This window comes from Streptomyces rapamycinicus NRRL 5491 (genome assembly GCF_024298965.1).
Classification (GTDB): domain Bacteria; phylum Actinomycetota; class Actinomycetes; order Streptomycetales; family Streptomycetaceae; genus Streptomyces; species Streptomyces rapamycinicus.
Window position 1 is genome coordinate 5,566,089 of record NZ_CP085193.1, and the last position, 22,258, is coordinate 5,588,346.

General features: G+C 70.7%; 21 protein-coding genes. 10 read left to right on the forward strand and 11 right to left on the reverse strand.

Annotated features, from left to right (window positions below):
* Positions 1–156: 156 nt before the first annotated feature.
* Positions 157–591: an ATP-binding protein gene (locus LIV37_RS22960; RefSeq protein ID WP_020869490.1), complete on the reverse strand. Its 435-nt coding sequence runs from the start codon at positions 589–591 to the stop codon at positions 157–159.
* A gap of 181 nt (positions 592–772) precedes the next feature.
* Between LIV37_RS22960 and LIV37_RS22965 the strand changes: the two genes are divergently transcribed.
* Together LIV37_RS22965 and LIV37_RS22970 are read left to right on the forward strand one after the other, a co-directional pair.
* Complete coding sequence (locus LIV37_RS22965) at positions 773–1,660, forward strand: helix-turn-helix domain-containing protein (RefSeq protein WP_020869491.1); 888 nt, start codon at positions 773–775, stop codon at positions 1,658–1,660.
* Between the two features lie 10 nt (positions 1,661–1,670).
* On the forward strand, positions 1,671–1,865 hold the full coding sequence (locus LIV37_RS22970) for a DUF397 domain-containing protein (protein WP_020869492.1): 195 nt from the start codon (positions 1,671–1,673) through the stop codon (positions 1,863–1,865).
* A gap of 220 nt (positions 1,866–2,085) precedes the next feature.
* On the opposite strand, the gene LIV37_RS22975 is transcribed toward LIV37_RS22970, so the two are convergent.
* Positions 2,086–3,054: a methyltransferase domain-containing protein gene (locus tag LIV37_RS22975; protein WP_121824608.1), complete on the reverse strand. Its 969-nt coding sequence runs from the start codon at positions 3,052–3,054 to the stop codon at positions 2,086–2,088.
* 337 nt (positions 3,055–3,391) lie between these two features.
* Positions 3,392–3,979, reverse strand: coding sequence for a TetR/AcrR family transcriptional regulator (locus tag LIV37_RS22980; RefSeq protein ID WP_020869493.1), 588 nt, complete (start codon positions 3,977–3,979; stop codon positions 3,392–3,394).
* Between the two features lie 119 nt (positions 3,980–4,098).
* Here LIV37_RS22980 and LIV37_RS22985 point away from each other — a divergent pair, with 119 nt between their 5' ends.
* The 6 genes from LIV37_RS22985 (at position 4,099) to LIV37_RS23005 (ending at position 10,128) form a co-directional block, all read left to right on the forward strand.
* Complete coding sequence (locus tag LIV37_RS22985; RefSeq protein ID WP_020869494.1) at positions 4,099–4,647, forward strand: NAD(P)H-dependent oxidoreductase; 549 nt, start codon at positions 4,099–4,101, stop codon at positions 4,645–4,647.
* Positions 4,648–4,722: 75 nt separating this feature from the next.
* A complete protein-coding gene (locus LIV37_RS22990; protein ID WP_020869495.1) occupies positions 4,723–5,856 on the forward strand; it encodes an NADH:flavin oxidoreductase in 1,134 nt (377 codons plus the stop codon).
* 111 nt (positions 5,857–5,967) lie between these two features.
* Positions 5,968–6,228: an RNA recognition motif domain-containing protein gene (locus LIV37_RS22995; protein ID WP_020869496.1), complete on the forward strand. Its 261-nt coding sequence runs from the start codon at positions 5,968–5,970 to the stop codon at positions 6,226–6,228.
* A 101-nt stretch (positions 6,229–6,329) separates the two neighbouring features.
* Positions 6,330–7,628, forward strand: a complete 1,299-nt coding sequence (locus LIV37_RS23000) for an LmeA family phospholipid-binding protein (RefSeq protein ID WP_020869497.1) — start codon at positions 6,330–6,332, stop codon at positions 7,626–7,628.
* 312 nt (positions 7,629–7,940) lie between these two features.
* Positions 7,941–8,069 (forward strand): hypothetical protein, encoded by a 129-nt coding sequence (locus LIV37_RS51795; protein WP_020869498.1) that lies wholly within the window; start codon positions 7,941–7,943, stop codon positions 8,067–8,069.
* Positions 8,070–8,184: 115 nt separating this feature from the next.
* Entirely contained in the window at positions 8,185–10,128 is a 1,944-nt protein-coding gene (locus LIV37_RS23005; RefSeq protein WP_243146305.1) for an ABC transporter ATP-binding protein, read from the forward strand.
* A gap of 309 nt (positions 10,129–10,437) precedes the next feature.
* Here the strand turns inward: LIV37_RS23005 and LIV37_RS23010 are convergent, their stop codons facing one another.
* From LIV37_RS23010 to LIV37_RS23025, 4 genes are all read right to left on the reverse strand, one after another.
* Positions 10,438–11,859, reverse strand: coding sequence for a HAMP domain-containing sensor histidine kinase (locus tag LIV37_RS23010; RefSeq protein ID WP_020869500.1), 1,422 nt, complete (start codon positions 11,857–11,859; stop codon positions 10,438–10,440).
* Entirely contained in the window at positions 11,856–12,596 is a 741-nt protein-coding gene (locus tag LIV37_RS23015) for a response regulator transcription factor (protein WP_020869501.1), read from the reverse strand. The genes LIV37_RS23010 and LIV37_RS23015 overlap by 4 nt, the downstream gene beginning before the upstream one ends.
* A gap of 87 nt (positions 12,597–12,683) precedes the next feature.
* Positions 12,684–13,823 (reverse strand): S1C family serine protease, encoded by a 1,140-nt coding sequence (locus LIV37_RS23020; RefSeq protein WP_020869502.1) that lies wholly within the window; start codon positions 13,821–13,823, stop codon positions 12,684–12,686.
* A gap of 97 nt (positions 13,824–13,920) precedes the next feature.
* Positions 13,921–14,529, reverse strand: a complete 609-nt coding sequence (locus tag LIV37_RS23025) for a TetR/AcrR family transcriptional regulator (protein WP_020869503.1) — start codon at positions 14,527–14,529, stop codon at positions 13,921–13,923.
* Between the two features lie 116 nt (positions 14,530–14,645).
* Between LIV37_RS23025 and LIV37_RS23030 the strand changes: the two genes are divergently transcribed.
* Positions 14,646–15,359, forward strand: a complete 714-nt coding sequence (locus tag LIV37_RS23030) for an SDR family oxidoreductase (RefSeq protein ID WP_020869504.1) — start codon at positions 14,646–14,648, stop codon at positions 15,357–15,359.
* Positions 15,360–15,378: 19 nt separating this feature from the next.
* On the opposite strand, the gene LIV37_RS23035 is transcribed toward LIV37_RS23030, so the two are convergent.
* Together LIV37_RS23035 and LIV37_RS23040 are read right to left on the reverse strand one after the other, a co-directional pair.
* Positions 15,379–16,401, reverse strand: coding sequence for a LacI family DNA-binding transcriptional regulator (locus LIV37_RS23035; RefSeq protein ID WP_020869505.1), 1,023 nt, complete (start codon positions 16,399–16,401; stop codon positions 15,379–15,381).
* Between the two features lie 23 nt (positions 16,402–16,424).
* On the reverse strand, positions 16,425–17,264 hold the full coding sequence (locus LIV37_RS23040) for a response regulator transcription factor (protein ID WP_020869506.1): 840 nt from the start codon (positions 17,262–17,264) through the stop codon (positions 16,425–16,427).
* Positions 17,265–17,518: 254 nt separating this feature from the next.
* On the opposite strand from LIV37_RS23040, the gene LIV37_RS23045 reads away from it, so the two are divergent.
* Positions 17,519–18,484, forward strand: coding sequence for an alpha/beta hydrolase (locus tag LIV37_RS23045; RefSeq protein ID WP_121824607.1), 966 nt, complete (start codon positions 17,519–17,521; stop codon positions 18,482–18,484).
* Between the two features lie 20 nt (positions 18,485–18,504).
* Here the strand turns inward: LIV37_RS23045 and LIV37_RS23050 are convergent, their stop codons facing one another.
* Positions 18,505–20,463, reverse strand: coding sequence for an ABC transporter ATP-binding protein (locus LIV37_RS23050; RefSeq protein ID WP_020869508.1), 1,959 nt, complete (start codon positions 20,461–20,463; stop codon positions 18,505–18,507).
* Entirely contained in the window at positions 20,460–22,202 is a 1,743-nt protein-coding gene (locus LIV37_RS23055; protein WP_158634891.1) for an ABC transporter ATP-binding protein, read from the reverse strand. Before LIV37_RS23055 ends, LIV37_RS23050 begins: the two co-directional genes overlap by 4 nt.
* Positions 22,203–22,258 lie beyond the last annotated feature (56 nt).

Genomic DNA, 22,258 nt, shown 5'->3' on the forward strand with positions numbered 1-22,258 from the left:
CAGTAGCGCGAAGCCCGTGCCGAGGGGGATGGTGCCGAGTTCCAGTTGCGGTTGGCGGGGGTCGCTGAGGTCGGCCCGTACGTCGGGGAGCCGGACGCCGTGGGCGGCGAACTCGTCACGGAGGATCGTGGCGACCCGCTCGGCGGGGGTTGGGGTTCATGTGGGGCTTTTCGTGTGCGTGGGCGGGACGTTGAACTCGAACCACACCGCTTTGCCGGTGCCCTCGGTGGGTTCGTCGGTGGTCATGCCGCAGATGTCGGAGAGGGCCGTGACCAGGAAGAGGCCGCGTCCGTTGGTCTCATCGGTCGCGGCTCGGCGGGGCGAGGGCAGTCCGGGGCTGTCGTCGTGGACGGTCACCCGGACGCGGTCGTGCTGGACGGTGGCGGCCATCCGTACGTCGCCCTTGCCGTGCCGGTGGACGTTGGTGACTAACTCCGATGTGCAGATCGCTGCCGCGTCGGCCAGTTGGGGAAGTCCCGAGGCCGCGAAGATCCCGCGCACGAAGTCGCGGCACAGGCGGGGTGAGGTGGGGAGGGCGGGGGCGGAGAGGGTGTAGCGGTGCGGGTTTTCCGGGTGTGCGTGTGCTCCCATGCGACGCCTCCGTGGCGCTTCGTGAACGGGCATCGTGCGGCCCAACACAGCTCCGCTGTGTGACTGCCACCACACACACGGTAGAGCTGAAGGATGACAAGTTCAACCTGATCGCGAGAATGAGTGGACCGACCCATCCCCTGACGGCAGACTGTGGGCCACACCCTGAGGAGAGACCCCGTTGGCACTGCGAACCAACCCCACCGAGAGACAGCGCCGCCTTGGCGCAGAGCTGCGAAGGTTGCGCGAGCAAGCCGGGTTGACGCTGCATGAGGCGGGCGCGCTCATCGACATGGGTCGCGTGCACCTGACGCACATCGAGGGCGGCCGCACGGCGATCCCGAGCGACCGACTGCGTCGTCTTTGCGAGGGCTACGGGTGCACAAGTGCTCCCTATATCAAGGCGCTCGTCGGCATGGCCGACAGCAACGGCAAAGGCTGGTGGTCCGCGTACCGCAAGAGCTTCCCGCAGTCCGCGCTTGACCTCGCCGAGCTTGAGTCAGGCGCCACGGCCATGGAGAGCTACGAGACGCTTCTGATCCCGGGGCTGCTTCAGACCGATGCATACATGCGGGCCCTCTTCCGCAGCACTCGCCCGGACGCCACCCAGGACGAGATCGACAACCTCGTCCGCTTCCGCAGGGCCCGGCAAGACGTCCTGGGCGCCGGCTCCTCGACCACCTTTCACACCGTGATCCACGAAGCAGCGCTTCGCATGGAGGTCGGCGGCTCGCAGGTCATGCGAGGGCAACTCACCCGCCTCATCCGGGCGTCGATTCTTCCCACGGTCACGGTTCAGGTACTGCCGTTCGACGTCGGCGTACGCGGCTGGTACAGCACGCCTTTTCTGCTGCTCAGAACAGGTGTGCCGGGCTTGGAAACAGTCGTCGCCGATCACCCATCCGCGCGGCTGCGCCTGGCAGATGCCGAGTCCGTGGCGCATTACGGCGCCACTTTCAAAGAGCTCAGCGAAGGCGCACTGCCGCCAGTTGTGGCGGACGAATCCCCCATGCTCCACGAGAAGCGTGACTCGTGGGGCCTCATCCAACACATCCTGTACACCCACTGAGGAAGGCAGCATGCCGCAGACCACATGGCGGAAGTCGTCGTTCAGCGAAGGCCAAGGCGACAACTGCGTAGAACTCGCCGCCGCAGGCAATGGCATCCGCATACGCGAGAGTGACGAGCCCGACGCGGTGGTCTGTACGACGCCCGCCGCGCTCGGCGTGTTCATACGCGCCATACAGGCTGGCCGCCTCGACCGCACCCTCTGAGCGCGGGCCGGATGTCAGGCGCGGGCATCGTCTCGCGCGCTTCGCGCGATTGAGCAGCGGCGGGCGGGGGCCGGGGCGTAGGGCGCGTTGCGGGCCGCCGGGCCGGTGGGGGTCCGTGCTGTGACGGCCATCGCGCGCGGGGGTCGATGCCGATCCCGAGCGCGGTCCGGTGGGGCGGCCCCTCCGGGTACCCTCTCCGAAAACACTTGACCTGAAGCAACTACCTTGTCAAAGGTTTTCGTGAGAGGTACCCCCTGCGGCGTCGCCGTGGACGCGAAGTCCGGCAACGGGCCTCGCCCCCGCACACGGATGCCGCCACCGGCGGTCGCTCCCACCGGCCCGGCGGTCGGCGGTCGACCCGACGCCCCCACCCCCTGCCCCGCTGCTCAATCGCGCGAAGCGCGCGAGCGGCGCCGCACCCGACCGATGCGGCACCCCCGGCATCGATGCGCGGACGCGCGCGTTGGCCCCGCACCGCCATGAACGTCACCGCGCCCGCGAACCGGCCCTCGGCGCGGCTGTCCGAGACGGTCAGCCGGGCGAGGCCGTGCGAGCAGAACGCGGTCCGGAAGGGGGCCAGGATCAGGCCGCCGGGCCGCACCTGCTCCGCCCACGCCCATGGGATCGTCGTCACCGAGGCCGTCGCCACCAGCCGGTCGTACGGTGCGCCGCCGCGCCAGCCCCGCTCGCCGTCCGCTTCGAGCACCGTCACCCCGCCGTACCCGGCCCGGTGCGGCCCGGCTCGTGCACCGTCGGCCACGTCCGGGTCGATCTCCAGGGTGGTCACTCGCTCAACGCCCACCCGCTCGGCCAACAGCGCCGCGTTGTACCCGGTGCCCGCCCCGATCTCCAGCACCCGATGCCCCGGCCGCAGGTCCAGCTCGGCGAGCATGGTCACCACGGCAGCCGGTGCCGAGATGGAGCTGGTGGGCACATGGCCACCGGCAGGGGCAGGGGCCCCGTCGTCCACCTGGGTGGCAATGGCCTGTGCGGGGTCGTACACCATGCGGGCCCACCGGTCCGGGTCGTCCTCTCGGCGGAGCGGCCGGTATACGCCACCGTCCACCACCCATACGGTGCCGGGGACGAACTCGTGCCGCGGGACGGCCTCGAACGCGCGCCGTATCCACGGCTCGTGGATGTCGAGCGTCTCGGCCGCGCGCGCGTGGAGCCCGCCCGGGTCGGTCACTTGCGGTGGGTCCTGCCGCCCGGCCTGGAGACATCCGGATGCTGTCCGTCCGAGTCCCGCGGGCTCGGCTGCTTCGGCTGTGGGTCCGGTGTGGGCGGCTTGCCGTGCGTTCCCATGTCGGACCCCCTCGCATCGTTGGTCAGGCAACCAGTGTGGGCTTCGCCCATCGAGGGGCAGTAGAGCGCGGTATGCACCAACAGGGGCGTAAGGCGCGTTGCCGGCCGACGGGCCGGTGGGTGCGGCCCCCCGGGTACCCCTCTCGAAAATGCTTGATCTGCCGCAACTAATGCATCAAGCGATTTCCAAGGGGGCCCGGCACGGCCGGTCAGGCCCGGGCTCAGGCGCGACGAGGTTCGTCGCAGGCCGTCCAAATGAGGCGACGGGCGAGCTCACCGGTGCGCTGGGCGGGGCCCTGGGGGCCAAGGACGGTGGCGGTGACGTAGACGCCGTTGAGGACGAGGAGTAGATCGTCGGCGAGCTGTTCGGGGTCGCGAGCACGGGCGTCGGCTGCCAAGTCACGCATCCAGTCGCGGACCCGTTGCTCGTGGGTGACCGCCACACGGTTCGCGGGGTGTTCCGGGTCGGGGAACTCGGTGTGGGTGTTGAGCATGGGGCAGCCCCGGAAGGTGGGCAGTCTGGTCTCCTCGATGACGGCCGTGAAGATCGCGAGGAGCTTCTCGCGCGGGTCGTCGGCCTGGTCGGAGGCCTGACGCATGCGCTCGAACCAGGCGTCGGCGCGGTCCTGTGTGTAGGCGCTGGCGAGAGCGTCTTTGGTGGGGAACTGGCGGTAGACGGTGGCGTTGCCGACCCCGCTCTCCTTGACCACCAGGTCCATACCGACAGCGCGGATGCCGCGCTGGTAGTACAGGCGGCTCGCCACGGCCAGGACGTGGCGCCGGTTCTCCTCCGCTGTCTTGCGAGCCATGGTGCGCTCCTTCCGCTTCGCTGGGCACGGCCTCAGCTTGACAGACGGATCGTTCCGTCACAAACTCCGGTACGGAACGATCCGTCACAAGAAGCGACCACAGTCAAGGATCAACCTCTATGCGCACCCTGGTTGTCGTTGCCCACCCCGACCTGGCCTCCTCCCGCATCACCGCCCGCCTGGCCGAGGCCGTGAGCGACCTCGCACACGTCACCATCCACGAGCTCGGCCCCGCCTGCCGCGACGGTCGCTTCGACATCGCCCGTGAGCAGCAACTGCTGCGCGACCACGACCGGATCGTGTGGCAGTTCCCCTGGTACTGGTACTCCGTCCCCGCGGTGCTCAAGGCCTGGATCGACCAGGTCCTCACCCACGGTTTCGCCTACGGCGGCAGTGGCTCCGCACTGCGTGGCAAGACCCTCCAGCTGGTCACCTCCACAGGCGGGCCGGAAGAGTCGTACGCTGCCGTCGATCCCACTTCCCGTTTCACGATGGCCCAGCTGCTGGCACCCCTCGACGCCACCGCCCGCCTGATCGGCATGCGTCTCGCCGAGCCGCTGGTTCTGCACGGCGCCCGTACCGTCTCCGACGAGAACCTCGCCGTGCACGCCAAGCGCTACCGCGAGCTTCTCGGCTCTGCGGAGGCGGCCTCCGGTACTTGCCTCTGACGTTGACGTCAGGTTTTAGCTTGGCCGGGTCGCGCGATTCCGCGCGGTGGTGACGTCCGGTCAAGGAGTATTCACGTGTCCATAAGCAGTAGTGCCGAGCGCGCGGCCGAGGTTCTGTCCCGTCCGTTCACCGTGGGTGGGCTCACCGTGCGCAATCGGATCGCCATGGCGCCGATGACCCGCATGTTCTCGCCCGGGGGCGTACCCAATGCCGACGTCGTGGCGTACTACGCGCGCCGGGCCGCCGCCGGGGTGGGGCTGATCATTACCGAGGGGACCTATGTCGACCACCCCTCGGCGGGGCTGAGCGGCAGCGTGCCGCGGTTCTACGGGGAGGACGCCCTGGCCGGGTGGGCCGAGGTCGTGGAGCAGGTGCATCGCGCGGGTGGGCGGATCGCGCCGCAGATCTGGCATGTGGGGGTTTCGCGGGAGGAAGGGGCGCCCCCGTACCCCGAGGCGCCCGTGCTGAGCCCGTCCGGTGTCGGGCTGAACGGGCAGCCGGTCGGGCAGGCGATGACGCAGGGCGACCTGGACGCGGTGATCGCCGCCTTCGCCGACGCGGCCGCCGCCGCGGAGCGGATCGGTTTTGACGGGGTCGAACTGCACGGGGCGCATGGGTACTTGATCGACCAGTTCCTGTGGGGCGCCACCAACCGCCGTACCGACGCCTACGGCGGCGACCCGGCGTCCCGGGTCCGCTTCGCGGCCGAGCTGGTGGCGGCCTGCCGTAAGGCCGTCTCCGCCGAGTTCCCGATCATCTTCCGTACGTCCCAGTGGAAGCAGGACCATTACGACGTGCGGATGGCCGAGACCCCGCAGGAGCTGGAGGCGCTGCTCACGCCGCTGGCGGAGGCGGGGGTGGATGTCTTCCACTCGTCCACCCGGCGCTACTGGACGCCGGAGTTCGAGGGCTCGGACCTGAACTTCGCGGGCTGGACGAAGAAGCTCACCGGGAGGCCGACGATCACGGTCGGTTCGGTCGGCCTCAACCAGGACTTCTTGCCGACGTTCGTGCCGGGGACCGGCAGCGGGCCGGCTCAGGTGGCGGACATCGAGAATCTGCTGGACCGGCTGGAGCGGGACGAGTTCGACCTCGTGGCCGTCGGGCGGGCCCTGCTCGCCGACCCCGAGTGGGCCGAGAAGGTGCTGACCGGACGCGCGGACACGCTCGTGCCGTACTCCGTGGAGCAGCTCGGCACGCTGCGCTGAGTCGTATGGGATGACCGGTTCAGCCCATGTGGATGGCCGGTTTCGTACCTCGCTGAGAGGATTGAGCCGGTTCGCTCCTCTGGGAACCACGGAGAACAAGGAGAGCCGGTCATGTCCAAACGACTGCATGTGGGCAACTTGAGCTACCAGACGACGACACGGGACCTGGCGACCCTGTTCGGGCAGTTCGGCGAGGTGCTGGACGCGACCGTGATCACCGACCGGGAGAGCGGCCGCTCGCGGGGGTTCGGGTTCGTGGAGATGGACGAGGTGGCCGCGGAGAAGGCGATGGCCCAGCTCGACGGCTGCGAGATGGACGGCAGGGCGGTGACGGTCACCGAGGCCAGGGCGGTCTCACGCGGCACGCGCTGAGAAACGGCGCGTGTACGGAAGGCGAAATCGGAACGTGCCGTTCGCCACGTATCGCCGCTAGGACTTGCGGGTGGGGCAGTGTGCCGTGGTGGTATTGATTGATGCGATCCCCCACACGCATACCTTCACCCCAGTCCCCACATCCTCACAGCGGTTCACCTGGTGTTCACTACCGGAACCCCTACGAGGAACTGGCCGAGCTGGCCGACCCGTACGATCCGGACGACCCGCTGGGCCTCGGCCTGACGTCGGACGATGACGACGACGCCGACCTCGGCGGGCGCAGAGACAAGCCGACCGCGTCGGGCTCCGGGGACGACGGACCGGGTTGGTCGCCGCCCAACCACCGCCGCTCGTCCCGGCGTCGGCGCGGCCGCTTCCGGGCGGTGCCGCGCACCGCGAAGGCGCTGATCGGGCTGGTCGTGCTGGCGCTGCTGCTGGTGCTGGGCGACCGCTGCGCGGTGATGTACGCCGAGCGCAAGGCCGAGCAGGAGCTCCAGAAGAAGCTGAACCTGGCCACGGCACCGAACGTGACCATCCACGGCTTCCCGTTCCTCACCCAGGTGCTGGGCAAGGATCTCCAGCAGGTCGACATCGCCGTACCGGACGTGGCGGCCGACCGGGTCTCGCTCGCCGAGGTGCGCGCCCAGGTCCAGGACATCCGGATCGTGGGGGATCTGCCCAGCTCCTTCAGGGGCGCGACGGTGGGCCGGATGAAGGGCGATGTGCTGCTGTCCTTCGAGGACCTCAGCCGTGAACTGGGCGCCTCCCAGGTGCGGTTCCGGGCCCTGGGGCCCAGCTCGGTGCGCGCGGACGGGAAGCTGCCGGTCGCGGGCCAGCAGGTGTCGCTGCACGCCCAGGCACATATCGGACGCCAGGGAGACCGCGGGATCTCCACCAGCGTCACCGATATGCGGCTGGACATCCCCGGGATCGCCACCTACCGGCCCGGCCCCGAGCCGCGCCCCGGGCTGTATCTGCACAAGAAGGCGGCCAAGCAGATCAGCGAGGACTCCGAGAAGGCGCGGGCGCTGCTGTCGATCCCGTCGGTGGCGGAGAAGCTCGGGGTGTCGCCGGTGGAGGCGGGGCAGGCGCTGAACGACGAGCAGAAGCTGGACGAGATCACGGACTCGCCGCGGTTCGTCCCCGCGCTGCTCGCGGTCAACCTCGTCCAGGCGGCCAACGAGCATCCCCAGCTGGCGAGGAAGCTCGGCATCGATCCGACGGTGGCGGCGGCGCTGGCGCGGATGAAGGTGCCGGAGCTGACGAACAAGCTGGAGCTCTCCTTCCAGCTGCCCGAAAAGGCCAAGGGCATCCGGTTGGCGAACATCGGCGTGTCTCCGGAGGGGATTCGGGCCGATCTGGCCGGTACGGGGCTGAATTTCGGAAAGACCCGCTAGAACCGGCTGAACTCACCGAACACATTCGGCTTTTGCGAAAGGGGCTGGTGGCACCCGCCATCAGCCCTTTCGCATGTCCGCAGATCCCCTCTCGCCTGCCCACGTACCACCTTGCGCAGGCGCTTCGCGCGGGACGCGGCAGGCCACCGCGCGGTTCCAGCTCCCGCGTAAAAATTCCTTGAGACCGTTCTGGGCAAACGCACAGCTCAGTCCGATCTCGCTCACGGATATCGCTCCTAATGTCTTCCGTGTCGAAGCCGAATTACGGTTCCGGCAAAGGAAAAGAAACAGCGAATTCCGAAAGGCACCATCATGAGCTTCCACAAGATCGTCCCGGTCAAGCCCGCCCGCAAGGCCGAGCCGAAGAAGAAGCACCACGCCCCGAAGCCGGCTCCGAAGAAGGGCCCGAAGAAGCCCCACCGCCGCCCCATCGGCGGCTGACCCCACGCACATCGAGAGGGGCGGGTCCACGGCAGCGCGCCGCGGGCCCGCCTCGGCCTTGTCCGGAGCCGAGCGGGAGAGACCGACCGTGACCCCTTACGAAGACCAGCCCACCATGCAGCTGCGCGCGCTCGGGTCCGACCCGGCGGCCACCGGCCTGGGACGGCATCGGCGCCTCGGGCGGTCGCGTCCTTACGGACGTCATCAGCCGAAGGCGGCCCCTCAGCTTCCCGAGGAGTACCCGCCCGTCGACGCGGGGGACGGTGAGCCCGGCGGCGAGGGGGCCGCTCCGCGGCTGGCCGCGCGACAGGCGTTCCGCCGGTTCTGGCCGCTCACCGGGAGCGACCGGCGCTGGCTGGTGCTCATCTGCGCCTGTGTCATCGCCGCGGCGCTCGCCGAGACCGCCGCGATCCTCCTCTTCTCCGATCTGACCGACAACGCCCTGCGGCAGGGTGCGCTCAGCGCCTTCTGGGTCCCCGCCGCGCAGTGGCTCGCGGTCGCGGTGCTCGGCGCGGGCGTCGGCTATATGGGCAACTCGCTCGCCGTATGGACCGCCGAACGGTTCGTACTGCGGCTGCGGGCCCGGGTCTTCGCGCATGTGCAGGATCTGCCGCCGCACTTCTTCCAGCGCCACCGCCAGGGCGATCTGGTCGAGCGGCTCACCGGGGACGTGGAGGCCATCGAGCAGATGGTGGTCTCCGGGGTGGTGAGCACCGTCTCCGCCGTCTTCAGCACGGTCTTCTTCTCCGTGGCCGCCTTCCGGCTGCGCTGGGACCTGGCGCTGGTCACCTTCGTCCTGGCGCCGCTGTTCTGGCTGGCCGCGCGGCGCTTCTCCGGGCGGATCGGCTCGGTCGCGCGGGACGAGCGGGTCGCCGACGGCGCGATCACCTCCGTCGTCGAGGAGTCGCTCGGCAACATCGTGCTGACGCAGGCGTACCACCGTAAGGACGCCGAGGAGCGGCGGCTGGACCGGGAGGCGCGGGCGTGGCTGCGGGCGTCGGTGGCCGGTGCCCGGATGAGCGAGCTGTACGAACAGTTGGTCGAGGTCATCGAGACGCTGTGCGTGCTCGCCGTGATCGGGCTCGGCGCCTGGGAGATCTCCCAGGACCGGATGACCATCGGCCAGCTGCTCGCCTTCGCCGCCTTCCTCGGCTATCTCTACCCGCCGATCCGCAACCTCGGACAGCTCGGTCTCACCCTTACGGCAGCCACCGCGGGCGCCGAGCGGCTGGCGGAGATCCTCGACGCCGAGCCCGCCGTGAGCGATCCGCCGCCGGGGGCCGCGATGGCGCCGTGGCGGGTGCACGGCACGGTGGAGTTCGACGGTGTCGGCTTCCGCTACCCCGGGGGCGACCGGCGCACCCTGGCCGGGGTCTCGTTCGCCGCCCGGCCGGGTGAGTTCGTGCTGATCACCGGGGCGAGCGGGGCGGGCAAGTCCACCGTCTCCAAGCTGCTGACCCGCTTCTACGACCCGGCGGAGGGGTTCGTACGGCTCGACGGCGTACCGCTGTACGCGATGCCGCTGGGCTTTCTGCGGACGCATGTGACGCTGCTGCCGCAGGAGACCCTGATCCTGCACGAGACCATCCGCGAGAACATCGCCAGCGGCCGCCCCGGGGCCACCGAGCACGAGATCGTCCGGGCGGCGCGGGACGCCGCCGCGCACGACTTCATCGCGGCGCTGCCCGAGGGCTACGACACCCGGATCGACCCGCATACGGCACGGCTGTCCGGCGGACAGCTCCAGCGCGTCGCCATCGCCCGCGCGATGCTGCGCGACGCGCCCGTCCTCGTCCTGGACGAGCCCACGACCGGTCTGGACGCGCTGGCCGCGCGGCGGGTCGTGCGGCCGCTGCGACGGCTGATGTCCGGCCGTACCACGATCATGATCACCCACGATCTGAACCTGGCGCCGGACGCGGACCGCATCCTGGTGCTGGACCACGGGCGGGTCGTGGAGACGGGCACACACCACGAACTGCTGGCGCTGGGCGGCGCGTACGCGCGGCTGCACGGCTCCGGGGACGGCTCCCTGACCGGAGTTTCCGGCGGATCGTGACGCCTGCGGCGGGCTGTTCCCCTCCCCGCCCCTTCCCTCAACTGGGGCTCCGCCCCGGACCCCGCTCCTCAAGCTCCCCCAGCTACCGCTGGGAGGTGCCCCCTGGAGGGGCTGGAAGGCGGGGCTCTGCCCCCAGACCCAGGGTCCAGGGGCGGAGCCCTGGCCCGGGGTCTGGGGCAAAGCCCCGGCACGGCGTCTGAGGCGCAGCCCCAGCATGGGGTCTGGGGCGCAGCCCCAGTTGCGGGAAGGGGCGGGGAGGGGAAAGATCCGGACCAGGCCGGACCGGACCCGGGCCGGATGGGGCCGCGCTCAGCCCAGGTCGATGCCCGGCGGAGCCATAGGCGCGCCCGGGAGTCTGAGCCAGGCGACCGTGCCGCCGCCCGGGGCCGGTTCCAGCCCCACCTGGCCGCCCGACTGCTGGACCGTACGGGCCACGATCGACAGGCCGAGGCCGGAGCCGGGCATGCTGCGGGCGGACGGGGAGCGCCAGAAGCGCTCGAAGACATGCGGCAGTTCCTCGGCGGGGATGCCGGGGCCGTGGTCGCGCACCCGTACCTCTCCGCTTCTGAGGACGACGTCGACCACACCACCCGAAGGGCTGAACTTAACGGCGTTGTCGAGCAGATTGACCAGCGCCCGCTCCAGGGCGGTCGCCTCGCCGCGGACGTACCAGGGCTCGATCGAGGCGTTGATCGTGAGATGGGTGCCGCGCAGCCGGGCCCGCTCCAGGGCCGTCCGCACCACCTCGTGCAGTGCGACCACCTGTGGGGGGCCGCTGCCGGGCAGCGCGTCGGGCCGGGACAGCTCCTGAAGGTCGCCGATCAGCGCCGCCAGTTCGGTCATCTGCGCCTTGACGCTCCCCATGAGCGCCTTACGGTCGGCGGGCGGCAGCGCGCGGCCGGTCTCCTCGCTGCGCGCGAGCAGCTCGATATTGGTCCGCAGCGAGGTCAGCGGGGTGCGCAGCTCATGCCCGGCGTCCGCGATCAGCTGCTGCTGACGGTCGCGGGACGAGGCGAGGGCCGCCGTCATGGAGTTGAAGGACCGGGACAGCCGGGCGATCTCGTCATCGCCCTCCGTCGGGATGCGCACGGCCAGGTCCTCGGTGCGGGCCACATGCTCGACGGCCTCGGTCAGCCGGTCCACGGGTTTGAGCCCGGTCCTGGCGATCCACAGGCCCGCCGCTCCCGCGCCTACGACGCCTACCCCGGCGACGAGGGCCAGGACCAGCGCGAGCGTGCCCAGTGGATGCGCGACCTCGCTCAGCGGGCGGGCCATGGAGACGGCGATCCCACGCGGCAGCGGGCTGCCGGGGCCGGAGGCCGGCCGGTAGGTGAACACCCGCATGTCCTCGCCGCCCGCGCCCGTCGCGTCGTGCAGCGCGCTCGGCCGCTCCCCGACGGCCACGGCCACATCGGCGGTGGTCACCGGCAGCTTGGTCGCGCCGGGCTGGGTGCAGCGGCTCCCGTCGGCGAGCACGATCTGCACGGAGTACGAGCCGAGGGCGTGCGGGGTGCGGTCGTCGGCGCCGTCGGGGCTCTGGCACGCCTCCAGGATGCTCAGCACATTGCGCTCGTCCACCGTGACGTTGCGCAGCGACGAGTCGAGTTGGCCGCTGAGCTGTTCCCGGACGATCAGCCAGGACGCGAACGCGGACACCGCGACCGCGACCGCGACCGCCATGGCGGTCAGCAGGGCCAGCCGCGAGCGCAGCGGCAGTCTGCGGAACCTCACGAGGGCTCGCCCTCCGCGGGCCGCAGGACGTACCCCACCCCGCGTACGGTGTGCACGAGCCGCGGCTCGCCGCCCGCCTCGGTCTTACGGCGCAGATACATCACGTACACGTCCAGCGAGTTGGACGACGGCTCGAAGTCGAAGCCCCACACCGCCTTGAGGATCTGCTCGCGGGTGAGCACCTGGCGCGGATGCGCCAGGAACATCTCCAGCAGGGTGAACTCGGTCCGGGTCAGCTCGACGCGGCGCGCGCCCCGGGCGACCTCGCGGGTCGTCAGGTCCATCCGCAGATCGCCGAAGGCCAGCACGTCCCCCTCTGGCAGCGGCACGCCCTGCTGAGCGGCATAGGTGCTGCGGCGCAGCAGGGCGCGGATGCGGGCCAGCAGTTCGTCCAGTTCGAAGGGTTTGACGAGGTAGTCGTCGGCGCCCGCGTCGAGTCCGGTGACCCGGTCGCCGACCGTGTCCCGTGCGGTGAGCATGAGGATCGGCAGCGTCACCCCGGTGGCGCGCAGCCGCCGTGCGGCGGTCAGCCCGTCCATCCGGGGCATCAGCACGTCGAGCACGATCAGCTCGGGGTCGTAGGAGCCGACCTTGCCCAGCGCGTCCAGTCCGTCCACGGCGGTCTCGGTCGCGTAACCCTCGAAGACGAGGCTGCGCTGAAGGGCTTCCCGGACGGCCGGCTCGTCGTCGACGATCAGGATGCGGGCCGGCTGATCGCCGTGGTCGGCGGGGCTCATGGGTCGGTTTCCTCAAAGCGGGTGACGGGTGGGCGGGGAGGTGGCCGCGGCGGGCTGTGCGGCGCTGCTGCCAGCCTCGCACGTCCATCAGGTGTTGCTGTCGCTTCCGCCCGCGCGCAGGGTGGCGAGATCGGACTTGACGGTGTTGATCGGGATCGAGAAGCCGAGGCCGACGCTGCCCGCGCTGCTGGAGCTCTGGTCCGAGGCCGCGGAGTACATCGCGGAGTTGATCCCGATGACCTGCCCGCTCATATTGATCAGCGCGCCGCCGGAGTTGCCGGGGTTGAGCGAGGCGTCGGTCTGGATGGCCTTGTAGGTGGTGGTCGAGGAGCCGACGTCGCCGTTGTACCGGCCGCCGCCGAACTCGAACGGCCACTGCCCGCCGCCGCCCGGCCCCTGACCGCCCTGCCCCTGCCCCTGCCCCTGCCCCTGGCCCTGGCCCTGGTCCGTGGAGACGGTGACGTCACGGTCGAGCGCGGAGACGATGCCGCTGGTGACGGTGCCGGTGAGACCCTCCGGCGAGCCGATGGCCACGACCTGGTCGCCCACCGTGACCTTGCTGGAGTCGCCGAGGGACGCGGCCTTCAGCCCGCTCGCGCCCTCCACCTTGATCAGGGCGAGGTCCTTCTTGCTGTCGGTGCCGACGACCGTCGCGGTCTTCTTGCTGCCGTCGCTGAAGGTCACCTTGATCGCGTCGGCGCCGGAGACCACGTGGTTGTTGGTGATGATCTCGCCGCCGCTGGTGATCACCACGCCGGAGCCGGTGGACTGGCCGCTGGTGCCGCTGGCGCTGACCTCCACGATGCTGGGGCTGACGGCCGTCGCGACGGCCGAAACCCCGCTGTGGCTACTGGAGTTGGCGTTGACCACGGGGGTGGAGACCGTGGTGTCGGACTTCTGGGTGGCGTTGGTGACCAGCGCGGCCGCCCCGCCGCCCACGAGCGCCGAGACCGCCGCCACGGCCGCGATCAGCGCGACCGGCCGCGAGACCCGCGCCCTGCGCCGTCCCCCGCCCCCGTGCGCCCCCTCACTCGCGAACGCGCCGCCGTCCTCCCCCGCGCCGCTCCCGCCACTGCCACTGCCGTCACCCGGCCATACGGTGACCCCGGACGGCGTGGTGACCGGCTGCTGAGGCTGGTACGCGGGCGGATCGGGATACCCCGCACCGCCGCCGTACGCGTAGGGATAGGGCTCGTCTGCGCCGCTGCGGCGTGTGCTGTCCGTCATGTCTATGACTCTGCGGCCGGAGTATGAGAGTCCCGTGAGTGCCCGCTGAGAACCCCACCAGAAGTCGGTATGCCCGACATAAGGATGTCGCCGCGGGTCAGCCGCGCACCGCGGCCAGGCACTCGTCGTACAGGTCCAGGATGTCGCCCTTACCGTCGTTGTCGACCCACGCCATCGATGCGGCGTCCAGGCACGCGAACGCTGTCGCGAGCACCGCGCGGGCCCTCGGATCCGCGCTGCCGACAGCGGCGCCCATGCGCGCCTCGACGAGCGGCAGCAGCTCCTCCTGGAACCGCAGCCGCTTCTCGAGCCAACCGGCCCGCAGCGAGGCGGTGTTGTGCAGGAGGCGGAACCGCTCCAGGGCCTGTTCGCGGCTGTCGTGCAGGGCCAGCACGGCGGCGACCCCGGCACGCAGGGCCTCCCAGACACCGGCTTCGGCGGGCTGTTCGCCGATCGTGTCCGTCAGGACTTGCCCGAACCGGCCCTGGTCGCCGCCGAGAAGGTCTTCCTTGGCGCCGAAGTAGCGGAAGAGGGTGCGCTGGGAGACGCCGGCCTCCCGGGCGATCTGGGCGATGGTCGTCTCGTCGTAGCCCTGCTCGGTGAACAGGCGCAGAGCCGTCTCGAGAATCTCCTGGGAGGCCAGCTGCCGCGTCCGGTCCCACAGCGTGGCCGGTGCGTCCGGCGCCGTCCTGCCTTCCTGCTTCATGCCACCAGACTAGCTCAGCACTGCCAGACTGACACTCACACTACTTCTGGCAGTCTCTGCCAAGCTGACGTACGCTGCCAATGAATATCCCCCGGCACCACGCAAAGGAACGCATCATGTCCGCATCCGCAGCTCTGATCACCGGTGGCACCAGCGGCATCGGCAAGGCGACCGCCGAACTGCTCCACTCCCGCGGCTACCGCGTCATGGTCACCGGCGTCGGCAATGTCGCCAACGCCGGACTTCCCGAGGACGTCACGGTCGTCCGGGCCGACGCACGGTCCCTGCCGGACCTCGACCACGCGATGGACCGGGCCCGCCGCCGATTCGGCTCCCTCGACCTGCTCTTCCTCAACGCGGGCATCTCCCGCCCCGGTCCGCTCGAGTCAACCGACGAAGACGCCTTCGACGCCCTGTTCGACATCAACGTCAAGGGCGCCTTCTTCACCCTGCAAAAAGCGCTCCCGCTCCTCAACGAGGGCGCCTCGGTCGTGTTCACCGTGGGCGCGGGCGAAGGGATCGGAGCCGCCATGACCGCCGCCAAGGGTGCTCTGCTGCCCCTCATGCGGGCCCTCGCGCTCGAACTCGCCCCCCGCCGCATCCGCGTCAACGCCGTCAGCCCGGGAATGATCGACACCCCCGCCTACGGCAAGTTGGGCGTCTCCCGGGAAATGCTCGACTCCTGGGCCCGGGACGTCCCGCTCGGCCGCGTCGGCGCTCCCGCCGACATCGCGGAAGCCGTGGCCTTCCTCGCCTCGGACGCCGCCGGCTACATCACCGGCGACAACCTCACCGTCTCCGGAGGCATAGGCGTACACACCCGCCCCTGACGAGCGGTGGCGCGAAGCGCTACGCGCAGCCGCAGGAGTGGCGGACCACCAGAGCGGAGGGGAACTGCTTGACGCGTTCGCGGCGGGAGCCGGAGAGCCGGACGCCGTCGTCCAGGACCAGGTCGACCGCGGCGCGCGCCATCGCGGGGCGGTCGGAGCCGACCGTGGTCAGCGGGGGGTCGGTGAGGTGGGCTTCCTTCACGTCGTCGAAACCGGCCACCGCCAGCTCGCCGGGGACATCGATCCGCAGCTCACGCGCCGCCCGCAGCACGCCGAACGCCTGGTCGTCGGTGGCGCAGAAGATGGCCGGGGGCCGGTCGGGACCGGCGAGCAGTTCGAGTGCGACCTTATAGGCGTCGTAGCGGTTGTAAGGGGCCTGGAAGAGCCGGCCGTCGACCGGCCGCCCGGCCTCGCGCATCGCGCGGCGCCAGCCCTGCACGTGGTCGGTGACCGGGTCGCCGACGGTGGGGGTTATCTCGGTGCCGCCGAGGCAGGCCACATAGTCATGGCCGTGCTCCAGCAGATGCCGCACCGCGAGCTGCGCGCCGCCGACGTCGTCCAGCACCACCGCCACGTCGTCGATCGCCTCGGGCCGCTCGTGCAGCAGCACCACCCGGGCGTCCCAGGCCTCGATCTCCGCCGCCGCGTTCTCGCTCGGGCCCTGGCTGATGAGGATCAGCCCGGACACCCGCATCCCCAGGAAGGCGCGCAGATAGTGCACCTCGCGCTCGTCCAGGTAGTCCGAGTTGCCGACCAGCACCATCTTTCCGCGCTCGGCGGCCGCCTGCTCGACGGCGTGCGCCATCTCCGCGAAGAACGGCTGCCGGGCGTCCGGAACGATCAGCCCTATGAGATCGGTCCGGCGGCTCGCCATCGCCTGCGCGACCCGGTCCGGCCGGTAGCCGAGCTCCTTGATCGCGGCAAGCACCCGCTCGCGCGTGGCCGGGGCGACCGGCCGGGGTCCGTTATTGATGACGTAACTGACGACCGCGGTCGACGTTCCCGCAAGCCTTGCCACATCATCCCGCGTCACCTTGGCCACGCGCGAAGTCTACGCGGGTCCAGCTAGCTGTTGGCCGGTCGTGCGGCAGCGGTCCTCGCCGCGGAGCCCGCGGAGCCCGCAGAGCCCGCAGAGCCGGCCGCGCCGTCGGGGGGCCCGCCCCGCCCCGCGCCGCCCGCTCCGGCGTCCCGCGCCGCGCCCTTGGCCCGGGCCTCCTCCGCGGCGCGCTCGACCTTCTCCGGCGCGACGAAGCGGTAGCCCACGTTCCGCACCGTGCCGATCAGGGACTCGTGCTCCGGGCCCAGTTTGGCGCGCAGCCGCCGGACGTGGACGTCCACGGTGCGGGTGCCGCCGAAGTAGTCGTAGCCCCAGACCTCCTGGAGCAGCTGCGCCCGGGTGAAGACCCGGCCCGGGTGCTGGGCGAGGTACTTCAGCAGCTCGAACTCCTTGAATGTGAGATCGAGCACACGCCCCTTGAGCTTGGCGCTGTAGGTGGCCTCGTCGACCGACAGATCGCCGTTGCGGATCTCCATCGGACTGTCGTCGGTGGTGATCTGCTGACGGCCCATGGCCAGCCGCAGCCGGGCCTCGACCTCCGCCGGGCCCGCGGTGTCCAGCAGGACGTCGTCGATGCCCCAGTCGGCGGTGACGGCGGCGAGCCCGCCCTCGGTCACCACCAGGATCAGCGGACAGCCGGGGCCGGTGGACCGCAGCAGCTGGCACAGGCTGCGCACCTGCGGCAGATCGCGGCGGCCGTCGATCAGGATGACGTCGGCGCCCGGGGTGTCCACCAGGGCCGGGCCTTCGGCGGGGGCCACCCGCACGCTGTGCAGCAGCAGGCCGAGGGCGGGGAGCACCTCCGTCGAGGGCTGGAGTGCGTTGGTCAGCAGCAGGAGGGAACTCATCGTCCATCACCTGCCCCGGCCGTCTTCTCGAGGTTGTGCACGCTTCGCTCGCCCATTACGTCGGTTCCTCCTCGGTCCCTTGCGAGAGGGGCACCTCCCAGGCCGTGCCTGGGGGAGTCTGCGGCTACTACTTCGTACAGTCACGCTCCGCGCCCTTGGAGCGACGGTGCGCTCAAACGCGCACCCCGCCCTGAAAGCACAAAAGGACCCGGGGGCTACGTTGCCCGGATCCTCTTCACGACAGAATAACCCACATGACATGCGCCGGAGAGGCTCAATCTGCTCCCCGTTGTCCTTCCACGGTCACCGCGGGGGAGCAACGGGCCATGCTGCTGACCGATGACGGGGTCTCGATCGAGGCGCGCTACGAACCTTCCCCGGCGGTCGGCACCGAACCCTCCGACCACCTCGCGCTGGTGCTCGGACACGGCTTCTCCGGCGCCCTGGAGCGCCCCGCGCTACGGCGGGTGGCATCGGTGTTTCACCAGCGTACGGCCGTGATCACGTTCTCGTTCCGGGGCCATGGGCGATCCGGCGGACGGTCCACGGTCGGCGATCGCGAGGTGCTGGACCTGGCCGCCGCGGTGCGCTGGGCGCGCCGGCTCGGACATCGGCGGGTGGCCACGGTCGGCTTCTCGATGGGCGGCTCGGTGGTGATCCGGCAGGCGGCGCTGTACCGGAAGGTCGATGAAATCCAGCCGTTGCAAGACGTACACCAGGGGGAGCGCACGGGGCGCTCGGCGGGGCGCACGGACGGCGTGCGCACGACCCCCGGGGACGGGGCCCACGGCGAGGTGACCGCCGCGTCCGCCGGGCCGGCCGACGGCGCCGCGCCCGATGCCGTCGTCGCCGTGAGCTCACCCGCCCGCTGGTACTACCGGGGCACCGCGCCCATGCGGCGGCTCCACTGGGCGATCACCCGGCCGACGGGGCGGCTGGTCTCCCGCTACGGGCTGCGCACCCGGATCGACCCCCGCGGCTGGGCCGTCGATCCGCTGTCCCCGGTGGCCGCGGCGCCGCTGATCGCGCCGACGCCGCTGCTGATCGTGCACGGCGACCGGGACCCGTATTTCCCGCTGGACCATCCGCGGATGCTGGCGTCGGCGGCGGACCCGTCCACCTCGGAGCTGTGGATCGAGCCGGGCTACGGCCACGCCGAGACCGCCGCCTCCCCCGGCCTGCTGACCCGCATCGCCGACTGGGCCGCGGCCCACGCCTGAGCCCGTCCCCCTGCCGCCGCCTATTCGGTTTCCGCGACCGGCTCGGCGAACTGGGACGCGTAGAGCCGCGCGTACGCACCGCCCGCCGCGAGCAGCGCGTCGTGCGAGCCCTGCTCCACGATCCGCCCCGACTCCATCACCAGGATCACGTCCGCGTCCCGGATGGTCGACAGCCGGTGGGCGATCACGAAGCTCGTACGGCCGCTGCGCAGCGAGGCCATCGCCCGCTGGATGAGGACCTCGGTACGGGTGTCGACCGAGCTGGTGGCCTCGTCCAGCACCAGGATCGACGGCTCGGAGAGAAACGCCCGCGCGATCGTGATCAGCTGCTTCTCACCGGCGCTGACATTGGAGCCCTCTTCGTCGATCACCGTGTCGTAGCCGTCCGGCAGCATCCGTACGAAGCGGTCCACATAGGTGGCCTTCGCCGCCGCCACGATCCTCTCGGAGCTCGCCCCCTCCGCCCCGTACGCGATGTTCTCGGCGATCGTGCCGCCGAACAGCCAGGTGTCCTGGAGCACCATCCCGATGTGGGAGCGCAGCTCCTCCCGTGACATCTCGGCGATGTCCACCCCGTCCAGCGTGATCCGCCCGCCGCTGACCTCGTAGAACCGCATCAGCAGATTGACCAGCGTGGTCTTCCCGGCGCCGGTCGGCCCGACGATGGCCACGGTCTGGCCCGGCCGCACCGACAGCGAAAGGCCGTCGATGAGCGGCGTGTCCGGCTGGTAGCGGAAGGCGACCTCCTCGAACGCGACCTGCCCGCGCACCACCTCCGGCCGCCGCGCGTCCACCGGCTCCGCGCTCTGCTCCGGCGCGTCCAGCAGCTCGAAGACCCGCTCGGCGGAGGCCACCCCCGACTGCACCATGTTGGCCATGGAGGCCACCTGGGTGAGCGGCTGGCTGAACTGCCGGGAGTACTGGACGAACGCCTGGACATCGCCGATCGACAGCGCGCCGGAGGCCACCCGGAGCCCACCGACCACGGCCACCAGCACATAGTTGAGGTTCCCGATGAACATCATCGACGGCTGGATCAGGCCGGAGATGAACTGGGCCCGGAAGCCCGCCCCGTAGAGCTTGTCGTTCTGCTCCCGGAACGCCTGCGCGGACTCCTTCTCCCGCCCGAAGACCTTCACCAGCGCATGGCCGGTGTACATCTCCTCGATGTGGGCGTTGAGCTTGCCCGTGGTCTTCCACTGGGAGACGAACTGCGGCTGGGCGCGCTTGCCGATGCGCGTCGTCACCCACACCGAGACCGGGACGGTGATCAGCGCCACCAACGCCAGCAGCGGCGAGATCCAGAACATCATCGACAGCACGCCCACGATCGTCAGCAGCGAGGCCATGATCTGACTGAGGGTCTGCTGGAGCGTCTGCTGGATGTTGTCGATGTCGTTGGTGGCGCGGGAGAGCACCTCGCCGCGCGACTGCTTGTCGAAGTACGCCAGCGGCAGCCGCGCCAGCTTGTGCTCCACGTCCTCGCGCAGCCGGAAGACCGCGCGCTGGACGACGACGGTCGCCACCCGGGCCTGGACCAGGCCCAGGAGCGAGGCGGCCAGATACAGCGCCGCGACCCACAGCAGCACGACGCCGACCGCGTGGAAGTCGATGCCCTGGCCCGGGGTGACGTCCATCGAGGCGACCATGTCGGCGACCGTGCCCTGGTCCTTGTCGCGCAGCCACTGGACGGCCTGCTCCTTGCTGACGCCGTCGGGCAGCTGCCGTCCGACGATGCCCGCGAAGATCAGGTCGGTGGCCGCACCGAGGATCTTCGGGCCCACCACCGCGAGCCCGGTGCTGACCGTGCCCAGCGCGAGCACCAGCAGGACGATCCCGCGCTCAGGGCGGAGCCGGGCCAGCAGCCGGCGGCTGGAGCCGCGGAAGTCCATGGACCGCTCGGTGGGCTGCCCGCCCATGAAGCGGCCGGGCCCGGCGGCGGGCGCCGGACCCCTGCGGGGCGCCGAAGTGCCGCTCATGCCGCCTCCTCCTCGGTGAGCTGGGAGAGCACGATCTCGCGATAGGTCTCATTGCCGGCCATCAGCTCGCCGTGGGTGCCCGCGCCGACGATCCGCCCCGCGTCGAGGACCACGATCAGATCGGCGCCCCGGATCGTGGACACCCGCTGGGCGACGATGACCACCGTCGCGTTGTCCGTCTCGTCCGCGAGCGCCGCCCGCAGCCGGGCGTCGGTGGCGTAGTCGAGCGCGGAGAAGGAGTCGTCGAAGAGGTAGACGGACGGCTTGCGGACCAGGGCGCGGGCGATCGCCAGCCGCTGCCGCTGACCGCCGGACACATTGGTTCCGCCCTGGGCGATCGGGGCGTCGAGACCGCCCTCCATGGCCGCCACGAACTCCCGTGCCTGGGCGGTCTCCAGGGCCCGCCACAGCTGCTCGTCGGTGGCGTCGGGGTCGCCGTACCGCAGGTTGGAGGCGATGGTGCCGGCGAACAGGTACGGCTTCTGCGGGACCAGCCCTATGGTCCGGGTCATCACCTCGGGGTCGAGGTCGCGCACATCCACCCCGTCGAGGTGGACGCTGCCGTCGGTCGCGTCGAACAGCCGCGGCACCAGCCCGAGCAGGGTCGACTTGCCGCTGCCGGTGGAGCCGATGACGGCGGTGGTCCGGCCGGGCCGGGCGGTCAGCGAGATGTCGCGCAGCACGGGCGCGTCGGCGCCGGGGTAGCGGAACTCCACGCCCCGCAGCTCCAGCAGCCCCCGTCCGGTGTCGGCGGGCGCGGGCGCGACGGGCACCAGCGGCGGTACGACGCTGGTCCCGGTGTCCAGCACCTCCTGGACGCGCTCGGCGCACACCTCGGCCCTCGGCACCATCATGAACATGAAGGTGGCCATCATCACGGACGACAGGATCTGCATCAGATAGCTGAGGAACGCGGTCAGCGCGCCGACCTGCATCCCGCCGCTGTCGATGCGGTGCCCGCCGAACCAGACGACGGCCACGCTGGAGACGTTCACCACCAGCATCACGGCCGGGAACATCAGCGACATCAGCTGCCCGGCGCGCAGCGAGACATCCATCAGACCGGTGTTGGCATCGGTGAAGCGGTCGCGCTCATGGGCGTCGCGGACGAAGGCGCGGATGACCCGGATCCCGGTGATCTGCTCGCGCAGCACCCGGTTGACGGTGTCGATGCGCTGCTGGACGTCGCGGAACAGCGGCCGCATCCGGCGGGCGATGAGCGTGACCACGAGGCCCAGGGCCGGAACGATGAGCAGGAGCAGCCCGGACAGCGGCACGTCCTCGTTGAGCGCCATGACCACACCGCCCACGCACATGATCGGCGCCGAGACCATCAGCGTGAAGGCCATCAGGCACAGCATCTGCACCTGCTGGACGTCGTTGGTGGTGCGGGTGATCAGGGACGGCGCCCCGAAGTGGCCCATCTCCCGGGCGGAGAAGGACTGCACCCGGTCGAAGACGGCGGCGCGCACATCGCGGCCGAGCGCCATGGAGGTGCGGGCGCTGAAGTAGACGGCTCCCGCGGCGCACACGATCTGGACGAGGGTGACGGCGATCATCAGCCCGCCGACACGGAGGATGTAGCCGGTGTCGCCCTTCACCACTCCGCTGTCGATGATGTCCGCGTTCAGCGCGGGCAGGTAGAGGGTGGCGAGGGTCTGCACCAGCTGCAATAAGACGATCAGCGTGATCGTTCGGGTATAGGGCCTCAGATGCGCTTGTATCAGTCGTACCAGCACACGGAAACCTTAAGTGACGCTCGCCCCGAACCGGCCGTATTTTCGACGAACCGCGC

Bases quoted from the DNA above. Each gene is read 5' to 3' on its own strand.
- LIV37_RS22985 (WP_020869494.1), top strand. From the start codon at position 4,099: ATGCGCACCCTGGTTGTCGTTGCCCACCCCGACCTGGCCTCCTCCCGC.
- LIV37_RS23050 (WP_020869508.1), bottom strand. From the start codon at position 20,463: ATGAGCGGCACTTCGGCGCCCCGCAGGGGTCCGGCGCCCGCCGCCGGG.
- LIV37_RS51795 (WP_020869498.1), top strand. From the start codon at position 7,941: ATGAGCTTCCACAAGATCGTCCCGGTCAAGCCCGCCCGCAAGGCCGAG.
- LIV37_RS23030 (WP_020869504.1), top strand. From the start codon at position 14,646: ATGTCCGCATCCGCAGCTCTGATCACCGGTGGCACCAGCGGCATCGGC.
- LIV37_RS23025 (WP_020869503.1), bottom strand. From the start codon at position 14,529: ATGAAGCAGGAAGGCAGGACGGCGCCGGACGCACCGGCCACGCTGTGG.
- LIV37_RS23015 (WP_020869501.1), bottom strand. From the start codon at position 12,596: ATGAGCCCCGCCGACCACGGCGATCAGCCGGCCCGCATCCTGATCGTC.
- LIV37_RS22960 (WP_020869490.1), bottom strand. From the start codon at position 591: ATGGGAGCACACGCACACCCGGAAAACCCGCACCGCTACACCCTCTCC.
- LIV37_RS23020 (WP_020869502.1), bottom strand. From the start codon at position 13,823: ATGACGGACAGCACACGCCGCAGCGGCGCAGACGAGCCCTATCCCTAC.
- LIV37_RS22980 (WP_020869493.1), bottom strand. From the start codon at position 3,979: ATGGCTCGCAAGACAGCGGAGGAGAACCGGCGCCACGTCCTGGCCGTG.
- LIV37_RS23000 (WP_020869497.1), top strand. From the start codon at position 6,330: ATGCGATCCCCCACACGCATACCTTCACCCCAGTCCCCACATCCTCAC.
- LIV37_RS22995 (WP_020869496.1), top strand. From the start codon at position 5,968: ATGTCCAAACGACTGCATGTGGGCAACTTGAGCTACCAGACGACGACA.
- LIV37_RS23045 (WP_121824607.1), top strand. From the start codon at position 17,519: ATGACATGCGCCGGAGAGGCTCAATCTGCTCCCCGTTGTCCTTCCACG.
- LIV37_RS23040 (WP_020869506.1), bottom strand. From the start codon at position 17,264: ATGAGTTCCCTCCTGCTGCTGACCAACGCACTCCAGCCCTCGACGGAG.
- LIV37_RS22970 (WP_020869492.1), top strand. From the start codon at position 1,671: ATGCCGCAGACCACATGGCGGAAGTCGTCGTTCAGCGAAGGCCAAGGC.
- LIV37_RS23005 (WP_243146305.1), top strand. From the start codon at position 8,185: ATGCAGCTGCGCGCGCTCGGGTCCGACCCGGCGGCCACCGGCCTGGGA.